This is a genomic window from Tsukamurella tyrosinosolvens (genome assembly GCF_900104775.1).
Lineage (GTDB): Bacteria > Actinomycetota > Actinomycetes > Mycobacteriales > Mycobacteriaceae > Tsukamurella > Tsukamurella tyrosinosolvens.
On the sequence record NZ_FNSA01000003.1, the window covers coordinates 2,379,156 to 2,397,139 of the forward strand.

Annotated in this window: 18 protein-coding genes; 15 read left to right on the top strand and 3 right to left on the bottom strand. The window is 71.7% G+C overall.

Annotated elements, in window-relative coordinates; genetic code table 11:
• Positions 1-3 precede the first annotated feature (3 nt).
• Complete coding sequence (locus BLW32_RS12935) at positions 4-870, top strand: CPBP family intramembrane glutamic endopeptidase (protein ID WP_068741918.1); 867 nt, start codon at positions 4-6, stop codon at positions 868-870.
• Here the strand turns inward: BLW32_RS12935 and BLW32_RS12940 are convergent.
• Positions 863-1,582: an SDR family oxidoreductase gene (locus BLW32_RS12940; protein WP_074850553.1), complete on the bottom strand. Its 720-nt coding sequence runs from the start codon at positions 1,580-1,582 to the stop codon at positions 863-865. The genes BLW32_RS12935 and BLW32_RS12940 overlap by 8 nt on opposite strands.
• A gap of 54 nt (positions 1,583-1,636) precedes the next feature.
• Between BLW32_RS12940 and BLW32_RS12945 the strand changes: the two genes are divergently transcribed.
• From BLW32_RS12945 to BLW32_RS12980, 8 genes are all read left to right on the top strand, one after another.
• Positions 1,637-2,206 (top strand): TetR/AcrR family transcriptional regulator, encoded by a 570-nt coding sequence (locus BLW32_RS12945; RefSeq protein WP_074850555.1) that lies wholly within the window; start codon positions 1,637-1,639, stop codon positions 2,204-2,206.
• A gap of 35 nt (positions 2,207-2,241) precedes the next feature.
• Positions 2,242-3,600, top strand: a complete 1,359-nt coding sequence (gene pafA, locus BLW32_RS12950) for a Pup--protein ligase (RefSeq protein WP_102101917.1) — start codon at positions 2,242-2,244, stop codon at positions 3,598-3,600.
• A 54-nt stretch (positions 3,601-3,654) separates the two neighbouring features.
• A complete protein-coding gene (locus BLW32_RS12955; RefSeq protein ID WP_068741914.1) occupies positions 3,655-4,629 on the top strand; it encodes a helix-turn-helix transcriptional regulator in 975 nt (324 codons plus the stop codon).
• Positions 4,626-5,600, top strand: coding sequence for a helix-turn-helix transcriptional regulator (locus tag BLW32_RS12960; RefSeq protein WP_068741913.1), 975 nt, complete (start codon positions 4,626-4,628; stop codon positions 5,598-5,600). The genes BLW32_RS12955 and BLW32_RS12960 overlap by 4 nt, the downstream gene beginning before the upstream one ends.
• 95 nt (positions 5,601-5,695) lie before the next feature.
• Entirely contained in the window at positions 5,696-5,947 is a 252-nt protein-coding gene (tatA, locus tag BLW32_RS12965) for a Sec-independent protein translocase subunit TatA (RefSeq protein WP_068741912.1), read from the top strand.
• Positions 5,948-5,962: 15 nt separating this feature from the next.
• Positions 5,963-6,970, top strand: a complete 1,008-nt coding sequence (tatC, locus tag BLW32_RS12970; protein WP_068741911.1) for a twin-arginine translocase subunit TatC — start codon at positions 5,963-5,965, stop codon at positions 6,968-6,970.
• Positions 6,957-9,707 (top strand): DEAD/DEAH box helicase, encoded by a 2,751-nt coding sequence (locus BLW32_RS12975; RefSeq protein WP_068741910.1) that lies wholly within the window; start codon positions 6,957-6,959, stop codon positions 9,705-9,707. Before tatC ends, BLW32_RS12975 begins: the two co-directional genes overlap by 14 nt.
• A gap of 70 nt (positions 9,708-9,777) precedes the next feature.
• The gene (locus BLW32_RS12980) at positions 9,778-10,440 is read left to right on the top strand and encodes a DUF4333 domain-containing protein (RefSeq protein WP_068525644.1); all 663 of its coding nucleotides are present in this window, start codon (positions 9,778-9,780) and stop codon (positions 10,438-10,440) included.
• Between the two features lie 37 nt (positions 10,441-10,477).
• Here BLW32_RS12980 and BLW32_RS12985 read toward each other — a convergent pair whose 3' ends face one another.
• A complete protein-coding gene (locus tag BLW32_RS12985; RefSeq protein ID WP_068741909.1) occupies positions 10,478-11,431 on the bottom strand; it encodes a 5'-3' exonuclease in 954 nt (317 codons plus the stop codon).
• Positions 11,432-11,448: 17 nt separating this feature from the next.
• On the opposite strand from BLW32_RS12985, the gene BLW32_RS12990 reads away from it, so the two are divergent.
• Positions 11,449-12,573, top strand: coding sequence for a M24 family metallopeptidase (locus tag BLW32_RS12990; protein ID WP_068741908.1), 1,125 nt, complete (start codon positions 11,449-11,451; stop codon positions 12,571-12,573).
• Positions 12,574-12,594: 21 nt separating this feature from the next.
• Complete coding sequence (locus BLW32_RS12995) at positions 12,595-14,040, top strand: sugar porter family MFS transporter (protein ID WP_068525647.1); 1,446 nt, start codon at positions 12,595-12,597, stop codon at positions 14,038-14,040.
• A gap of 13 nt (positions 14,041-14,053) precedes the next feature.
• Here BLW32_RS12995 and BLW32_RS13000 read toward each other — a convergent pair whose 3' ends face one another.
• A complete protein-coding gene (locus BLW32_RS13000) occupies positions 14,054-14,458 on the bottom strand; it encodes a PPOX class F420-dependent oxidoreductase (protein ID WP_074850557.1) in 405 nt (134 codons plus the stop codon).
• Between the two features lie 41 nt (positions 14,459-14,499).
• Between BLW32_RS13000 and BLW32_RS13005 the strand changes: the two genes are divergently transcribed.
• From BLW32_RS13005 to BLW32_RS13020, 4 genes are read left to right on the top strand one after another with little or no spacing between them, the layout of a single operon-like run.
• On the top strand, positions 14,500-15,285 hold the full coding sequence (locus BLW32_RS13005; RefSeq protein WP_068525648.1) for an SDR family NAD(P)-dependent oxidoreductase: 786 nt from the start codon (positions 14,500-14,502) through the stop codon (positions 15,283-15,285).
• Complete coding sequence (cbiE, locus tag BLW32_RS13010; protein WP_068741907.1) at positions 15,282-16,421, top strand: precorrin-6y C5,15-methyltransferase (decarboxylating) subunit CbiE; 1,140 nt, start codon at positions 15,282-15,284, stop codon at positions 16,419-16,421. The genes BLW32_RS13005 and cbiE overlap by 4 nt, the downstream gene beginning before the upstream one ends.
• Complete coding sequence (cobM, locus tag BLW32_RS13015) at positions 16,418-17,176, top strand: precorrin-4 C(11)-methyltransferase (RefSeq protein ID WP_068741906.1); 759 nt, start codon at positions 16,418-16,420, stop codon at positions 17,174-17,176. Before cbiE ends, cobM begins: the two co-directional genes overlap by 4 nt.
• A complete protein-coding gene (locus tag BLW32_RS13020) occupies positions 17,176-17,919 on the top strand; it encodes a cobalt-precorrin-6A reductase (RefSeq protein WP_068741905.1) in 744 nt (247 codons plus the stop codon). Before cobM ends, BLW32_RS13020 begins: the two co-directional genes overlap by 1 nt.
• Positions 17,920-17,984: the final 65 nt, after the last annotated feature.

Sequence of the window (17,984 nt, forward strand, 5' to 3'; positions counted from 1 at the left end):
GGCATGAACGACACCTCCGTGCACCGGCGTGGCATCACCTGGTTCCTCGCGCTCACGTTCCTGCCGTCCTGGGGACTGTGGTTCGCCGCGTACGGGCTGGGCCACCCGCTCGACGATCCGGCGATCCAGCTGATCACCGCGGCGTTCCTCCCGGCCATCGCCGCCCTCGTGGTGCGCCTGTGGATCACCCGGCAGGGCCTGGCGGGCGCGGGGCTGCGGCCGCAGCTCCGCGCGCAGTGGCGGTGGTACCTCGCCGCCCTCGCGATCCCACCGGCGCTTCTCGTGATCGCCCTGCCGCTGGGCTTTGCGACCGGCGTGATGACCATGCCCGCGGACGGGATCCCCGCGCACCTGCAGGCTGTGGCCTTCGGCCCGCTGATCATGATCGTGCTGGCGCCGGTGTTCTTCGGCGAGGAGTTCGGGTGGACCGCCTACCTGCGCGGGGCGCTGGCGGACCTGCCGATCCTGCGCGGGAGGCCGACGGCGGCCTCCGGGGCGACGGGCGCGGTGTGGGGTGCGTGGCACTGGCCGCTCGCCTCGGTCGGCTACTTCGGCTTCCAGCCGCCCCTGCGCGACGTCTTGCTGCTCATCCCACTGTGGATCGTGATGTCGATGTTGCTCGAGATCGTGTGGAGCACACTGTGGTACGGCTCCGGCAGTATTTGGCCGACGTCCGTCGCGCACGCCGGGTTCAACCTGGTCTTCTCCATGACGATGGGGGAGTTCCTGCCGCCCGAGGCCCTCGTCGCGGCCTTCCTCGTGCCCAGCGCGGCGCTCGTCCCGCTCGCGCTCCTGGCCTACCGCGTCGATCACCGCCGACGCACCAGGACGCTACCCGCAAGCGTGCCGGTCGCCGCGGCGGTCAGCTGATCACGTCGATGACGGCCTCCGGAGCGGACCGCTCGCTGACGAGGGCGACGACGGTCTCGGCGAGATCGCCGGGCTGCAGGGTGATCGCGGAATAGTCCTGCGCCGGGGAGCTCGCCGCGACCGAGGCGGCGATATCGCCGCCCGCGATCATCCCGCCGACGGTGAGGGTGCCGGCGTACACGCCCTCCGGCGCGAGGGCCGCGTGCAGGTTGAGGGCGTACGCGCGGTACGCCGCGGCGACCAGGGTGAGCGCCCCGAGGTGCGGCATCGGCACCACGCTGCTGAGGCCTCCGACGAGGACGAGGGCCCCGTCGTGCGCACGCAGCTCGGGCAGGACGGCGGTCGCGAACTCGACCACGGGGGCGACGGTGCCGAGCGCGCCGGTCGCCGCCTCCGGCGTCAGCTCGGTGATCGGCGCGAGATCCACGGGCGCGCCCGCGCCGTAGTAGGCCACGTCGATCCGGCCGAACCGCTCCACCACGGCGGCAGCGGCGTCGACGAGGGATCCGGGGCGTGCGGCGTCGACCACGAAGGCCTCGGCGTCGATGCCGAGTGCGCGGAGTTCGGCGAGGTACGCGGGGTGACGGTCCGCCGAGCGGGAAGCGATCGCGACGCGGTGTCCGCGCCGGCCGAAGGCACGCGCGACGGCCATGCCGAGACCGGGACCGGCGCCGACGACGAAAAGGACGGGTTGCGCAGTAGTTGAGGTCATACTCAACTTAGTATCAGAAGTTGAGGTGTTCCTCAAGATTGCTAAGCTGGCGTCATGTCTCCTCGGGCGGACGCGGTGCGCAATCGGCAGAAACTGGTGGACGCCGCGAGGCTGTCGTTCGCCGAAGAGGGCGTCGACGTGCCGCTGGAACGGATCGCCAAGCGGGCCGGCGTGAGTATCGGAACCCTGTACAACCACTTCGCCGACCGTGGCGAACTGGTCGACGCGGTGCTGCCCGACCGCATGGCACGGATCGACGCGATCGCCGCGGACTCCGCGGCCGAACCCGACGCGTGGACCGCCTTCGCGACCTTCCTCGACGCGCTGATCTCCGCGCAGGCGCGCGACCGCGCGGTCAACGAGGCCGTCGCGCGCGGATCCATCGGCACCGTGGACCTGGTCGCCGAGTGCGGCCGGGCGGGGAGTGCGGTGCTCGCGGTCCTGGAACGCGCCCACGTCGCCGGCGTGCTCCGCGACGACTTCGGGTTCGACGAGCTGGGGACCCTGATGGTCGCGGTCGCGAACATCATCGCGCTGCACCCCGACGACGACGAGGCCTGGCGGCGGCACCTCGGATTCGTCCTCGACGGGATCAGGCGCACGCCGCACCGAACAGAGGCATGACCACGGCGGACTCGTCGAGAGGTAGTGTTCGTCACGTGCAGCGGCGAATCATGGGAATCGAGACCGAGTTCGGTGTCACGTGTACTTTTCACGGGCACCGTCGACTGAGCCCCGACGAGATCGCCCGGTACCTCTTCCGGCGCGTGGTCTCCTGGGGCCGCAGCTCGAACGTCTTCCTGCAGAACGGCTCGCGCCTGTACCTCGACGTGGGCAGCCATCCCGAATACGCCACCGCCGAGTGCGATTCGGTGCTCCAACTGGTCACGCACGACAAGGCCGGCGAGCGGGTCCTGGAGGACCTGCTGCTCGACGCCGAGCAGCGGCTGCAGGACGAGGGCATCGGCGGCGACATCTACCTGTTCAAGAACAACACCGATTCGGCGGGCAACTCGTACGGCTGCCACGAGAACTACCTCGTGGGCCGCGTGGGGGAGTTCTCGCGCATCGCCGACGTGCTGCTGCCCTTCCTGGTCACGCGGCAGCTGATCTGCGGCGCCGGGAAGGTGCTGCTCACGCCGAAGAACGCGACGTACTGCCTGAGCCAGCGCGCCGAGCACATCTGGGAGGGCGTCTCCAGCGCCACCACCCGCAGCCGGCCCATCATCAACACCCGCGACGAGCCGCACGCCGACGCCGAGAAGTACCGCCGCCTGCACGTGATCGTGGGCGACTCGAACATGTCCGAGACCACCACCATGCTCAAGGTTGGCACCGCCCACCTGGTGCTCGAGATGATCGAGGCCGGCGTCCAGTTCCGCGACTTCTCGCTCGACAACCCGATCCGGGCGATCCGGGAGGTCAGCCACGACACCACCGGGCGGCACGAGGTGCGCCTCGCCGGCGGCCGGCAGGCGGGCGCCCTGGACATCCAGCGCGAGTACTACGCCAAGGCCGTCGACTACCTCGCCACGCGCGAGCCCGACGAGCAGCTCAGTCGCGTCGTCGACCTGTGGGGCCGCACCCTCGACGCCGTCGAGACACAGGACTTCTCCGGCATCGACACCGAGATCGACTGGGTGATCAAGCGCAAGCTCTTCCAGCGCTACCTGGACAAGTACTCGATGGACCTGTCGGACCCGAAGATCGCGCAGCTCGATCTCGCGTACCACGACATCAAGCGCGGCCGCGGCGTGTTCGACCTCCTGCAGCGCCGCGGGCTGGCCACGCGGGTGACCACGGACGAGGCCGTCGACGCCGCGGTGAAGAACCCGCCGGAGACCACCCGCGCGAAGCTCCGCGGCGACTTCATCACCGCCGCGCAGGCCGCGGGCCGCGACTTCACCGTCGACTGGGTGCACCTCAAGCTCAACGACCAGGCCCAGCGCACCGTGCTGTGCAAGGACCCGTTCCGCAACGTCGACGAGCGCGTCGAGCGACTCATCGCGTCGATGTGACGCGACATCGCGTCGATGCGGGCCGAGCGCGCGCATAGAACGTAAGATCGACACGTGGCAACTTCGCGGATCGAGCGTCTCACCAACCTGGTGATATGCCTGCTGTACACGCAACGCCCGCTCGATCGGGACTACATCCGGGCGAACGTCTTCGGGTACGACCCGGAGTCCGACGACGAGGCGTTCGAGCGCATGTTCGAGCGCGACAAGGCCGACCTGCGGGAACTCGGGGTGCCCATCGAGGTCGCCCCGGTCTCCCGGATCAACTCGGCCGTCGGCTACCGCATCGCGCTCGACGAGTACGCCCTCGGCGACATCGACCTCGATCCCGAGGAGGCGACTGCGGTCGCCGTCGCCTCGGCCCTGTGGCAGTCGCCCGAGCTGTCCGCCGCGGCGCAGTCCGCGGTGCAGAAGCTGCGCGCCGGCGGCATGGACGTCGATGGCCCCGGTGCGGGCGTCAGCCCCGGCATCGCCCCGGACCGCGGCGCGGAGGGGGCACTGCTCGCCATGCTCGAGGGCGTCGACCGTCGTCGCCAGGTCACCTTCGAGCACCGCGCGAACCCGGCGCAGCCCTACGTCGACCGCACGCTGCACCCCTGGGGCGTGGTCACCTTCCGCGGCAGCGCCTACGCCGTCGGTCACGACGTCGCGCGCGACGCGGTCCGCACGTTCAAGCTCAGTCGCGTCCGCGGCGGCGCGGTCACCGGCAGCCCGGCCACTGTCCGGCCGCCGGAGGGATTCGACCTGCACGCGCACGTCGTGGCCACCGTCGCCGAGCGCGAGCCCGTCGGCATCGCCCGGCTGTGGGTCGCGCAGGGCAAGGGCGACGGTCTCCGTCGGCTCGCCTCGGCTCAGGCCGACGGTGCCTTCCGGGGCCGGCCCGGCACGGAGTTGACGGTGGAGATGCGCTCGGTCGACGCCGTGGCCCGCGAGGTCAGCGGCCTCGGACCCGACGCGGTGGTCTTCGAGCCGCAGCAATTGCGCGACGCCGTCGTCGACCGACTCACGGCACTGGCGGGGGAGCGATGAGCACACAGTCGAAGCAGCCGAGCCGGCAGATGCAGCGCCTCGCGCGCTGGCTCAACGTGATCCCGTACTTCCGCACCCACCCGGACGCCGACCTGGAGCGGGCCGCCACCGATCTCGGCGTCACCGTCGCCCAGCTGCGCAAGGACATCACGGGCCTGACGATGTGCGGGCTGCCGGGCATGTTCCCCGGCGACCTCATCGAGATCGATTACGACGAGGACGGCGTCGACATCGAGTTCAGCGCCAAACTGGACCGACCGCTCAAGCTGACCGGCCCCGAAGCCGCGTCGCTGCTGCTCGCGCTGCGGGCCCTGGCGGATTCGCCCGGCGTCGCCGACCCGGCGGCCGTGCTGCGGGCCATCGCCAAGCTGGAGGCCGCCGTCGCCGGAGCGGGCCGCGACACGGTCGCGTCGATCGACGGCGCGCAGGACACGGGGCCCGTGGCCGCGATCGCCGGCACCGTCCGCGGCGCGCTGCGCGACGGCCGGGCCCTGCACCTGCGCTACTACTCCGCGACCCGGGACGCCGCGACCGAGCGCGACGTGGACCCCATCGCCCTCGACACCTTCGACGGCCACAGCTACCTGCAGGCCTGGTGCCGCGCCAGCGAGGGCCTGCGGATGTTCCGGCTCGACCGGATCGACGAGGTCGTCGTGCTCGACGAGGCCGCGTCGGTGCCGCAGCACGTCGAGCCCGCGTCGGGCCTGTTCGACGGTGCCGCCGCGGACGAGCTGACCACCGCGACGGTCGAGGTGGGGCCGGGGGCCGCGTGGGCGCTCGAGTACCACCCGTTCACGGTGCTCACCGACGAGCCGGGCGGCCCGGTCACCGCGACGATGCAGTACGCGACGGAGGCCTGGATGGTGCGGTTCGTGCTCAGCTTCGGCGGGGAGCTGACGGTACGCGGCCCGCAGTCGCTGGCCGACGCCGTCGCCGACCGCGCGGCCGCCGGTCTCGCCAACTATTCATGAAGTGGACATGTCCGGCGGTCCGTCAGCGGTCGGTCGGGGTGGACGCGGTCCGGTAGTCTCAGTAGAGATATTCGCGAAGTGAGTGAGGCATCATCATGGGCTGGCATACCCCGACGTTCTGGATCATCGCCGCGGTGGTTCTGCTGATTCTGTTCGGCGGCAAGAAGCTGCCCGACGCGGCGCGCGGCCTGGGGCGTTCGATGCGCATCTTCAAGAGCGAGATGGACGAGATGAAGACCGAGGGCGAGAAGAAGCCCGCTACTGAGCAGCCGCAGGCGCAGGTCACCGAGCAGCCGATCGACGTCCAGACGGTGCAGCCGTCCGAGGCCGACCACAAGTCGGCGTAGTCGCCGCCTGTCCCTTTGAAGATTCCGTTCGATCCCCGTCGTCGTCGTGCCGTCGTCAACCCCGACGGCACGATGTCGATCGTGGAGCACCTTTACGAGCTCCGGACCCGGCTGCTGTGGTCGCTGCTGGCGATCGTCCTGACCTCGATCGTCGGCTTCTGGTGGTACAGCCACGGCCCGTTCGGGCTGCCCTCGACGGGCCACCTGCTCACAGGCCCGTACTGCGACCTCCCGCCCACCTCGCGCGCATCGATCACCCGCGACGGTGAGTGCCGGCTGCTCGCGACCGGCGTCTTCGACCAGTTCAATCTGCGCCTGAAGGTCGCCGTCGCCACCGGTGTGCTGCTGGCCTGCCCCGTGTGGCTGTACCAGATCTGGGCGTTCATCGTGCCCGCGCTGCACCGCAACGAGAAGCGGTACACCGCGGCCTTCGTCGCGCTCGGCGGCACCCTGTTCGTCAGCGGCGCGGTGCTCGGCTACCTGATGATCACGAGCGCCTTCAACTTCTTCCTGTCTGTGGGCAACGAGACCCAGGTGACGGCCCTGCAGGGTCCCGACTATTTCAGCTTCGTGCTGAACGTGATGGCGATCTTCGGCATCAGCTTCGAGCTGCCGCTGTTCATCATCGCGCTCAACTTGGTCGGTGTCCTCAAGTACGCCAAGCTCAAGCAGTGGCGGCGGGGACTCCTGCTCTCGATGTTCGTCTTCGCGGCCTTCCTGACCCCGACCGGCGACCCGTTCACGATGCTGACCTTGGGAGCAGCGCTGGCGGTGCTCCTCGAACTCTCCATCCAGTTCGCGCGGTGGAACGACCGCCGCAAGGCCAAGCGCAGCGTCGGCGCGGACGCCTGGACGGGCGAGCTCGACGACGAGACGGCGTCGCCGGCACCGTCGTCCCCGCAGCCGATCGGCGCCTCGGCGGGCCCGTCGGGAAGCACCCTCGCCGCCCCCGCCCCGCTCGACGAGCCCGAGAAGATCACGCGCGCCTCGATCCCGCGTTCGGGGTTCGATGACGTCCTCTGAGTTCGACAGCTTCACCGCCGCCCTCGAGTTCACCCTCGACCCGTTCCAGGTCCAGGGCTGCCGCGCGCTGGAGCAGGGACGCGGCGTTCTCGTCTGCGCCCCGACCGGCGCCGGCAAGACCGTGGTCGGCGAGTTCGCCGTGCACCTGGCCCTCGCGGGCGGCACCAAGTGCTTCTACACCACGCCGATCAAGGCGCTCTCCAACCAGAAGCACGCCGAACTGACGGCGCGCTACGGCGCGCAGAACGTCGGGCTGCTGACCGGGGACACCGCGATCAACTCCTCCGCACCCGTGGTCGTGATGACCACCGAGGTGCTGCGGAACATGCTCTACGCGAATTCGACCACCCTCGACGGCCTGAGCCACGTCGTGATGGACGAGGTGCACTACCTCGCGGACCGGTTCCGCGGCGCGGTGTGGGAGGAGGTGATCCTGCACCTCCCGCAGGACGTGCGCCTCGTCAGCCTGTCGGCGACGGTGTCCAACGCCGAGGAGTTCGGCGCGTGGATCACGGAGGTCCGCGGCAGCACCGAGGTGATCGTCGACGAGCACCGCCCGGTGCCGCTGTGGCAGCACATGCTCGTCGGCCGCAGGCTGTTCGACCTCTTCGACACGAAGGCGCTGCGCACGGCGCAGGAGTCGGGCCAGAAGAACCTCGTCCTCGACGCCGACCTGGTGCGCTACGTCAAGCAGCGCGAATCGCTGGACCGCAGCTTCGAACCCGGTATCAACAGCCGCACGGGGCGCCGCACCGGCGGCCGGGGCCGCCCCCAGGCGACCCGTCGCCCGATCCCGCGGCCCGACGTCATCGCGCTGCTCGACGCCGAGGGCCTGCTGCCGGCGATCACGTTCGTCTTCTCACGGTCCGGTTGCGAACAGGCGCTGACCCAGTGCCTGCGGTCGCCGGTGGTGCTCACGGATCAGGCGCAGGCCGAGGAGATCGGCCGCATCGTCGACAAGCACGTCGCGGAGTTCTCGCCCGCCGACCTCGACCTGCTGGGCTACGAGGAGTGGCGCGCGGCGCTGCTCCGCGGCTTCGCCGCGCACCACGCCGGCATGCTGCCCGCGTTCCGGCACGCCGTCGAGGAGCTGTTCGTGAAGGGCCTGGTGCGGGCCGTCTTCGCCACGGAGACCCTCGCGCTGGGCATCAACATGCCCGCGCGCACCGTCGTGCTGGAACGCCTGGTCAAGTACAACGGCGAGTCGCACGTCGAGCTGACCCCGGGCGAGTACACCCAGCTCACCGGCCGGGCCGGCCGCCGTGGTATCGACATCGAGGGCCACGCCGTGGTGCTGTGGCAGACCGGCGTGCGCCCGCAGGAGGTCGCCGGTCTCGCCGGCGCCCGCACGTTCCCGCTGATCAGCTCGTTCTCGCCCGGCTACAACATGTCGATCAACCTGCTCGACCGTCTCGGCCGCCATGGTGCCGAGCGACTGCTCGAGGCCAGCTTCGCGCAGTTCCAGGCCGACCGGTCCGTCGTCGGGCTGGCCAAGCGCGTCGAGCGCGGCGAGAAGGAGCTCGCGACGCTCAGCGCCCAGATCACCGAGGCCGCGGGCGGCGCCGACTACCTCGAGTACGTACGGCTGCGCGAGGCGGTCCGGGCCCGGGAGCGGTCCCTGCGCCGCGAGCATCTCGCGGACCGCCGCGACGGTGCCGCCACCGCGCTCGCCGAGCTGCGCCGCGGCGACGTCATCGCCGTGACGGGCGGCCGCCGCCGGGGCTTGGCACTGGTGGTGGAGCCCTCGGGCGACCGCCGCGATCCCAAGCCCGTCGTGGTCACCGAGAGCAGCTGGTCGGGCCGCGTCGGCGCCGCCGACTTCGTGGGCGACATCGCCGTGCTCGGGACGCTCCGGGTACCGAAGAACGCCGACTACCGCTCCGGCCGCGGCAAGCGCGATCTCGCGTCCACGCTGCGCAACAGCGCCATCTCCGCGCCGCGGCAGCAGGCGAAGGCGCAGCGGCCCGCCGCGTCCGACACCCAGCTCGCCGACCTCCGGGCCCGGATGCGGGCCCACCCCGCGCACACCGGGCAGCGCGCCCCCGAGCTGGACCGGCTCGCCGAACGCTACGCCCGGCTGGAGCGCGAGGTCACCGCGTCGGCGGCGACGGTCCGCGCCACCACGTCGTCGCTGGCCGTCACGTTCGAGCGGATCGTGGCGCTGCTCGGCGACCGCGGGTACATCGAGACGGTCGACGGCGAGTCCGAACTCACCGAGGCCGGGCACCGTCTGGCCCGCGTCTACAGCGAATCCGACCTGCTCGTCTGCGAGTGCATCGAGGACGGCGTCTTCGACGGCCTCGACCCGGCCGGCCTCGCGGCGGTGGTGAGCGCGCTGGTCTTCGAGTCCCGCGGCGAACGCGGCGGGATGCTCCTGACCGGCGAGAAGGTTCCCGGCGCAGTGCGCTCGGCCGTGCGGGACGTCGCGGACCGGTGGACCGACATCGTCGCCGCGGAAGCCGCGCACCGGCTGGAGCCGAGCCGCGAGCCGGACATCGGTTTCGTCGCGCCGATGCACCAGTGGGCCGCCGGCGGGACGCTCGCCGCCGTACTGATGGCAGCAGGTGAGCGGGGCCGCCCGCTCCCGGCGGGCGACTTCGTCCGCTGGTGCCGACAGGTGATCGATCTGCTCGATCAGATCAAGCAGACCTCGTTCGAGACCCGCCCGGGTCTGGCGACCGTCGCCACCGCGGCGATCGCCGCCGTGCGGCGCGGCGTCGTCGCGGAATCGGGCTGATGATCGGGTATCTTGACCGAAGAGGCGTACGTCGCGGGCCGTCGGCCGGCGACAGGGGAGGAGTGGACACATGAGCAACCCGCAGGATCCGAACCAGTGGGCGCAGCAGGGCTGGCAGCAGCCGGGCCAGCAGCCCCCGCAGGATCAGACCCAGATCGCACCGCAGTACGGGCAGCAGGGCTTCGGCGCGCCGACGGGTGATCAGACCCAGATCTCCCCGCAGTACCAGGGCCAGTGGGGCCAGCAGCCGCAGCCGCAGGGCCAGCAGTTCGGCGGCTACCAGCAGCAGCCCCCGCAGTTCGGGCAGGACCAGTTCGGCCAGCAGCCGGGCCAGCCCGCGCAGTTCGCCGGCCAGCAGTTCGGGCAGCAGTTCGGCCAGCCGGGGCAGCCCGGCCTGGGCGGCCCCAAGAAGTCGAAGACCGGCCTCATCGTCGGCATCGCCGCCGCGGCGATCATCGCGATCGTGGCGATCGTCGTGCTGGTGGGCTGGCTGACCGGCGCCTTCTTCGGCAAGAAGTTCGACAACGCCAAGGTCAACGAGGGCGTCACCAAGGTCCTCAACGAGAGCTACAACGAGACCGACACCAAGGACGTCGACTGCAAGACCGACGGCGTCAAGGTCAAGACCGGCGAGACCTTCACCTGCAGCGCCACCATCGGCGGCAAGGAGAAGACGGTCCAGGTCAAGGTGCTCGACGACAACGGCAAGTACCAGGTGGGCGCTCCCTCCTGATCCCGGTGGCCCGCGAGTCCCCTCGCGGGCCGGCCGGTCAGCCCGCGAGGGCGGCGAGCAGGCGCTCCACCTGCGCCCCGATCCGCAGTTCCTCGGCCAGCTCGGCCAGGCGCTGCGGATCGCGTGCTTTCCGGGGCAGTTCATCCGAGCCCGAGAGGGCGACGTCCGCGTTCCGCTGCACCCAGACCACGTCCCACGCGGCGTCCAGGTAGGCCGCCGAGGCCGCGATCGACGTGGCGGCGCGCGCCGGCAACGGCGACGGGGTCCGATCCGCGGCCGCGCGGATCTCCGCGAGCGAGCCGTATTCCAGCAGCAGCTTCGACGCGGTCTTCTCGCCGATGCCGGGCACGCCGGGCAGCCCGTCGGACGGGTCGCCGCGCAGCAGGGCGAGTTCGGCGTAGGCCTCGCCGGCCCGGTCCAGCGGCAGGCCGTACTTCTCCGCCACTTCGGCCGGCCCGAACATCTCGGCCTTGGCGATGCCGCGGCCGATGTACAGGCACCGCACGCCGGGCGGGGTGTCGTCGGCGACCTGCAGCAGGTCGCGGTCGCCCGAGACCACGATCACGGGATCGCTCGTCTCGCGCGCCGCCAGGGTGCCGAGCACGTCGTCCGCCTCCAGCCCGACGGCGCCGCCGGTCGCGATGCCGACGGCCTCGAGCACCTCGAGGATCATGTCGACCTGCGGCGAGAGCGTGTCCGGGACCTCCTCCGCGCTGCCGTCGCCGTCCTCGGCGACCCGGTGGGTCTTGTACGTCGGCAGCAGCTCCACCCGGAACGCGGGGCGCCAGTCCAGGTCGAGGCACGCCACGAGCCGCCCGGGCCGGTGCGTTGCGATCAGCTGCGACGTCATGTCGAGGAAGCCGCGCAGCGCGTTGACGGAGCGACCGTCGGCCGACGTGACCTTGTCGGGGATCGCGTAGTAGGCCCGGAACCAGAGCCCGGCGGAGTCGAGCAGCATCAGTGGGCGCGCGTCGTTCGTCACGGGAATCATCGTGTCACAATCGGATCATGAGTAACCCCCAGTCCTTTCCCGCCTCGGTGTACGCGACCCGTCTCACCCGGGCCCAGCAGCTCGCGACTTCGGCGGGGACCCCGCTGGTCATCACCCCCGGGCCCGACCTCGCGTACCTGACCGGCATCGTGAGCGAGTCGTTCGAGCGGCTGACGGCGCTCGTGATCACCGACGCAGGCTTCGGCCTGGTGGTCCCGCGGCTCGAGCTCGCCATCCTCAAGGACTCGTCGGTCCCCGGCCTGGGCGAGGCGGGCGTCGAACTCTCGGTACTGGACTGGGTCGACGGTGACGACCCGTACGCCCTGGTCCTCGGCCTGCTGGCCGGTGCCACGACGGTGGCCGTCGCGGACGCCGTGCCCGCGCTGCACCTCGTGCCGCTCCTGGACCGCGGTCTGAGCGCGCGCCTGGCGACCGACGTGCTGCGCCGCCTGCGGATGATCAAGGACGCCGCCGAGCTCGACGAGCTGCGGGCCGCGGGCGCCGCGATCGACCGGGTGCACGCCCGCGTCGGCGACTTCCTCAAGGTCGGGCGCACGGAGCGCGAGGTGGCCGACGACATCGCCGCCGCCATCGTCGAGGAGGGCCACACCGAGGCCGCGTTCATCATCGTGGGATCGGGGCCGCACGGCGCCGACCCGCACCACGAGGTCTCGGACCGCGTGGTCGAGGCGGGCGACGTGGTGGTCGTCGACATCGGGGGCCCGCTGGCGTCGGGGTACAACTCGGACTGCACCCGCACCTACGCCATGGGCGAGCCGTCGGAGGAGATCCTGGAGCAGTACGCGCTGCTCGAGCGGGCCCAGCGGGCCTCCGTCGACGCCGTGCGGCCGGGCGTGAGCGCCGAGGCGATCGACGCCGCGGGCCGCGACCTGCTCGCCGACGCCGGACTGGGGGAGTTCTTCCTGCACCGGACCGGGCACGGCATCGGGCTGTCGGTGCACGAGGAGCCCTACATCGTTGCGGGCAACGACATTCCGGTCGAACCGGGCATGGCCTTCTCGATCGAGCCGGGAATCTACTTCAGTGGCCGATGGGGAGCGCGGATCGAGGATATCGTCATCGTCACCGAGGACGGCTGCGAGCCCGTGAACACCAGGCCCCACAGTTTGACGATCCTCTAGGAGCTACACACCGGAGGCATCATGACGCACGGCGGCGGCACCACGGCCGAGGGCCCCTCGATCTTCGAGGAGGGCGACGGGAACAGCAGCCGCGTCGTCCAGATCGCGATCGTCGCCGCGATGGGCGGCCTCCTCTTCGGCTACGACAGCGCCGTCATCAACGGCGCCACCAAGGCCATCGAGGGCCGCTTCGACATCCACGGCTACACCCTGGGCTTCGCCGTCGCCTCGGCGCTCCTCGGTGCCGCCGCTGGCGCCATGACGGCGGGCCGCATCGCCGACCGGATCGGCCGCCTGCGCGTCATGCAGATCGCCGCGGTGCTGTTCCTCCTCAGCGCGCTGGGGTGCGCCTTCGCGACGCACACGTGGATGCTGATCGTCTTCCGCGTCGTCGGCGGGATCGGCGTCGGCGTCGCGTCGGTCATCGCTCCCGCCTACATCGCCGAGGTCTCGCCCGCCCGGATCCGGGGCCGGCTCGGCTCGCTGCAGCAGATGGCCATCGTGCTCGGCATCTTCCTCTCGCTGCTGGTCGACTGGCTCCTCGCCTCCCTCGCGGGCGGCGCCTCCAACGATCTGTGGCTGGGCATGGAGGCCTGGCGCTGGATGTTCCTGGTCATGGCCATCCCCGCCGTCGTCTACGGCGTGGCGTCGACGATGATCCCGGAGTCGCCGCGGTACCTGGTGTCCCGGCACCGCATCCCCGAGGCCCGCAGGGTCCTCACGATGCTGCTGGGCGAGAAGAACATGGACATCACGGTGACCCGCATCGAGGAGAGCCTCGCGGGCGAGGAGAAGCACTCCTGGCGCGACCTGGTCAAGCCCGGCGGCGGCATCTACCCGATCGTCTGGGTGGGCCTGCTGCTGTCGATCTTCCAGCAGGCCGTGGGCATCAACGTGATCTTCTACTACTCGAACATGCTCTGGCAGGCCGTCGGATTCGAGGAGTCGCAGTCGAACCTGATCAGCGTGTTCACGTCGATCGTCAACGTCATCGTCACCATCGTCGCGATCATGCTGGTCGACCGGATCGGGCGGCGCCCGCTGCTGCTCATCGGCTCGATCGGCATGGCGATCTCACTCACCACGATGGCGGTCTGCTTCAGCACCGCCGAGATCATCGACGGCAAGCCCAGCCTGACGGGCGTGGTCGGGGTCCTCGCGCTGGTGGCCGCGAACCTCTTCGTGATCTTCTTCGGCGTCAGCTGGGGGCCCGTCGTGTGGGTGCTGCTGGGCGAGATGTTCCCCAATCGCATCCGCGGCGCGGCACTCTCCCTGGCCGCGGCCGCGCAGTGGGCGGCCAACTGGGCCATCACCGTGACCTTCCCCAAGATGGAGGGCAACCTCACGCTGGCCTACGGGCTGTACGCGACCTTCGCGCTGCTCTCGCTCTTCTTCGTCTACCGGTTCGTGCCGGAGACCAAGGGCAAGACCCTGGAGGACATGGACGGGAACATCCCCGCCCGGTAGACGCTCCTGCTCGCTACGCGCGGAGCGTGCTCGATCCCAGTACCCGGGTCACGTCGATCTCGATCACCACGCGCTTCGGGTTCTCGCGCGGTTGCCGGTACCGCACGGCGTAGCGGGCCTCGGCATCGCGCACCGAGTCCGTGTCGGCCAGGACCCGCGCCGGCCCCTCCAGGGTGAGCCACCGCGCACCGTCGACCTGGGTCAGCGCGGCGTACCCGCCGCGACCCGCGTTGCGGGCCTTCTGGCTGTCGCCGGAGGTGATCACGCGGGCGAGTCCCGTCGCAGGGTCGTAGGTGAACGCGATCGCGACGGTGTGCGGCGTGCCGTCGGCGCGCACGGTGCTCAGTGTCGCGAGGTGGCGGTCGGTCACGAAGGCGAGGGCGTCGGGATTGAGAACGGGGCGGTCGTCGTGGGGCACACCGTCACCGTAGCCGGGCGACGCGCGTCTAGTCTGGTCCGGTGAGTGCGGACAGGATTCCCGACGGCGCGGTGCTCCTCCTGGGCGGCCGGAGCGAGGTCGGTCTGGAAGTGGCGAAGCGGATCGCGCCGGGCCGGGACGTGATCCTCGCCGCCCGCCGTTCGGAGCTCCTGGACGAGCAGATCGCGGTGCTCCGGGAGGTGGGCGCCACCGGCGTCTTCCCGATCGAGTTCGACGCCGACCGCACCGACCTGCACGCCGCCTTCCTCGGGGAGGTGGCCGACCGGTTCGGCCGGATCGGCGTCGCGGTGGTCGCCTTCGGCATCCTCGGCGATCAGGCCCGGGCCGAAGCGGATCCGTCGCACGCGGTGCAGATCGCGCAGACCGACTACGTCGCGCAGGTGTCGATCCTGCTGGGGCTGGCGAAGCTGCTGCGCGCCCAGGACCCGCGGGACGGAGGCCGCGGCGCGATCGTCGCGTTCTCGTCGGTCGCCGGGGTCCGCGTGCGCAAGGCCAACTACGTCTACGGCAGCACCAAGGCGGGCCTCGACGGTTTCGTTCAGGGCTTCACGGATTCGCTGCACGGCAGCGGGATCCAGGTCCTCCTCGCGCGGCCCGGCTTCATCGTCGGCGCGATGACGCGTGAGCTCATGGCGTCCGGAGTGACGCCGGCGCCCTTCAGCCGCACCGCGCCGCAGGTCGCGGAGGCGACGGTGCACGCGCTGCGCCGCGGCCGCCGCGTCGTGTGGATCCCGGCTCTCCTGCGCCCGCTCTACGCCGGGCTGCGCTTCGTCCCGCAGGCGGTCTGGCGCCGGATGCCGCGATGACGGTGACGGTGGTCGGCATCGGCGCCGACGGCTGGGCCGGCCTCACCGACGGTGCGCGCCGCACCCTGCTCGACGCGACCGTCATCCACGGCGCGCCCCGCCATCTCGCGTTCCTCCCGGCGGGACTCGCCGAGGAAGCCGCGCGCCCCTGGCCCTCGCCCCTGCTGCCCGCGATCGACGAGCTGGCCGACGGGGTGCACGTGCTCGCCAGCGGCGACCCGATGTTCTACGGCGTCGGCGCGACGATCGCGCGGCGGCGGCCCGACCTCGACCTGCACGTGATCCCGCACCTGTCGTCGTTTGCGCTGGCCTGCGCGCGCCTGCGCTGGCCCGCGGAGGAGGTCACGGTCGTGTCCGCGGTGGCCCGCGACCCGTCGCCCGTCGTCCGGGCGGTCCGGGCGGGCCGGCGCACGATCGTGCTCAGCGAGTCCGGCGCCACTCCCGCACACCTCGCCGACATGCTGCGCGAGGCGGGCCTGCACGCGACGATCACCGTGCTCGAGCAGCTGGGCGGGGCCCGCGAGAAGGTACGCCCGTTCCGGCGGAACCTGCGGGTCGACGATCTGAACGTGGTCGCGCTCGAATCGGCTGCGCCCGCCGGGGAGTTCGACTTCGAGCACGACGGCCAGATCACGAAGGCCGACGTGCGGGCGATGACGGTGGCCGCGCTGCGGCCGACGCCGGGGTGGATCTGGGACTTCGGCGCCGGCTCGGGGTCGGTCGGGATCACCTGGGCGCTGCAGGGCGGCGGATCGGTGGCCGCCGTGGAGCGGCGCGCCGATCGGGCCGAGCGGGTGGCGCGCAACGCCGCCCGCGCCGGCGTGCCGGTGGAGGTGGTCGTCGGCGACACCGCCGATCTCACCGCCGACCTGCCGGTGCCCGACGCGATCTTCATCGGCGGCGGCCTCACCGAGGCACTCGCCGCGGCCTGCGTCGGCGTGCTGCCGTCGGGCGGCCGGCTCGTGGCGAACACCGTCACCGTCGAGGGGCAGTGCCTGGCCGCGGCCCTGCGGGCCCGGTACGGCGGCGAGCTCCGCAGCTGCACCGTCGCCGATCTCGCGCCGCTGGGAGGCGGGACCGCATGGCAGCCGCGCCGGCCGATCGTGCAATGGGTGTTCGTGAAAGGTGAGGCGTGACCGTCTATTTCATCGGTGCCGGTCCCGGCGCCCCGGATCTGCTGACGCTGCGCGGGGCGGAGATCCTCGGCCGCTGCACGGTGTGCCTGTACGCCGGATCGTTGGTGCCGCAGCAGATGCTGGACCGGTGCCCGCCGGGCGCGAGGCTCGTGGACACGGCGCGGATGCCGCTGCCCGACATCGTCGACGAGCTGATCGCCGCGCACGAGGCGGGGCTCGACGTGGCGCGCCTGCACTCCGGCGACATCTCGCTCTACTCCGCGTTCACGGAACAGGCGCGGCGGCTCGACGCCGCCGGGGTGCCGTACGAGATCGTCCCGGGCGTGCCCGCCTTCGCCGCCGCCTCCGCAGCGCTCGGCCGGGAGCTGACGGTGCCCGGTGTCGGCCAGTCGCTGCTCATCACGCGCGTCTCCACGATGTCGACGGACATGCCCGCGGGGGAGGACCTCGCGTCGCTCGCCCGGGCCGGGGTGACGCTGGCGTTGCACCTCGCCGCGCATCGCGCGCAGGCCCTCACCGACGACCTCGTGCCGCACTACGGCGCCGACTGCCCCGTGGCGGTCGTGGCCTTCGCCAGCCGCGAGGACGAGCGGATCGTGCGCTGCCGGCTCGCGGACCTGCCGCAGCGGCTCGCCGCGGAGGGGATCACCCGGACCGCGGTGATCTTCGTCGGGAAGGTGCTGGACGCGGAGGCCTTCGAGGAGAGCTACCTGTACTCGGCGCGGCGACTGCGGCCTCCGGGGGCGAGCCACTGATGCGTCGCGTGCTCGTCCTGGGCGGCACCGCCGAGGCCCGCGAGCTGGCGCGGATGCTGCACGACGATCCGAGGTTCACGGTGCTCAGCTCGCTCGCCGGCCGGGTCGCGAATCCTCGCCTGCCGGTGGGGGAGACGCGGATCGGCGGGTTCGGCGGACCGTCGGGCCTGGCCACCTTCGTGGCGGACGGCGGCGTCGACGTGCTCGTGGACGCGACGCACCCCTTCGCGGCGACGATCTCCCGCAACGCCGCGCTCGCGGCGGAGGCGACCGGGGTACCGCTCGTGGCGCTGGTCCGGCCGGAGTGGTCGCCGACGGCGGGCGACCGCTGGACCCGGGTGCCGACGGTGCCCGCCGCCGCGACCCTGCTCGCGCGGCGTCCCGGGGCGCGGGCGATGCTCACGACGGGGCGGCAGGACGCGCACGCGTTCGCGGCGCTCGACGACTGGTGGTTCCTGATCCGGGTGGTCGACGCGCCGTCGGGCCCGCTGCCGCGGCGGCACGAGCTGCTCCACGACCGCGGCCCGTACACGCTCGGCTCCGAGCGGGAGCTGCTGCGCGGGAACGCCATCGGCGTCCTGGTGACGAAGAACAGCGGCGGCGACCTGGTGTCCGCGAAGCTCGCAGCGGCACGGGAGCTCAGCGTCGAGGTCGTGATGGTCGATCGCCCGGCGCGTCCGGCGGGCGTCCCTGCGGTCGCGACCGCCGCGGCGGCGTACGCCGAGCTCGCCGCGCGGGCCTGAGCCGACACTGATCCACAACCAGAAGTTGTGGATCAGCTCAGTTTTCGAGCGGCGGGGCCGCGGCA

Bases quoted from the DNA above. Each gene is read 5' to 3' on its own strand.
- BLW32_RS12945 (WP_074850555.1), top strand. From the start codon at position 1,637: ATGTCTCCTCGGGCGGACGCGGTGCGCAATCGGCAGAAACTGGTGGAC.
- BLW32_RS12975 (WP_068741910.1), top strand. From the start codon at position 6,957: ATGACGTCCTCTGAGTTCGACAGCTTCACCGCCGCCCTCGAGTTCACC.
- tatA (WP_068741912.1), top strand. From the start codon at position 5,696: ATGGGCTGGCATACCCCGACGTTCTGGATCATCGCCGCGGTGGTTCTG.
- BLW32_RS13020 (WP_068741905.1), top strand. From the start codon at position 17,176: ATGCGTCGCGTGCTCGTCCTGGGCGGCACCGCCGAGGCCCGCGAGCTG.
- BLW32_RS12985 (WP_068741909.1), bottom strand. From the start codon at position 11,431: ATGATTCCCGTGACGAACGACGCGCGCCCACTGATGCTGCTCGACTCC.
- BLW32_RS12960 (WP_068741913.1), top strand. From the start codon at position 4,626: ATGAGCACACAGTCGAAGCAGCCGAGCCGGCAGATGCAGCGCCTCGCG.
- BLW32_RS12990 (WP_068741908.1), top strand. From the start codon at position 11,449: ATGAGTAACCCCCAGTCCTTTCCCGCCTCGGTGTACGCGACCCGTCTC.
- BLW32_RS12940 (WP_074850553.1), bottom strand. From the start codon at position 1,582: ATGACCTCAACTACTGCGCAACCCGTCCTTTTCGTCGTCGGCGCCGGT.
- cbiE (WP_068741907.1), top strand. From the start codon at position 15,282: ATGACGGTGACGGTGGTCGGCATCGGCGCCGACGGCTGGGCCGGCCTC.
- BLW32_RS12935 (WP_068741918.1), top strand. From the start codon at position 4: ATGAACGACACCTCCGTGCACCGGCGTGGCATCACCTGGTTCCTCGCG.
- BLW32_RS12995 (WP_068525647.1), top strand. From the start codon at position 12,595: ATGACGCACGGCGGCGGCACCACGGCCGAGGGCCCCTCGATCTTCGAG.
- BLW32_RS12980 (WP_068525644.1), top strand. From the start codon at position 9,778: ATGAGCAACCCGCAGGATCCGAACCAGTGGGCGCAGCAGGGCTGGCAG.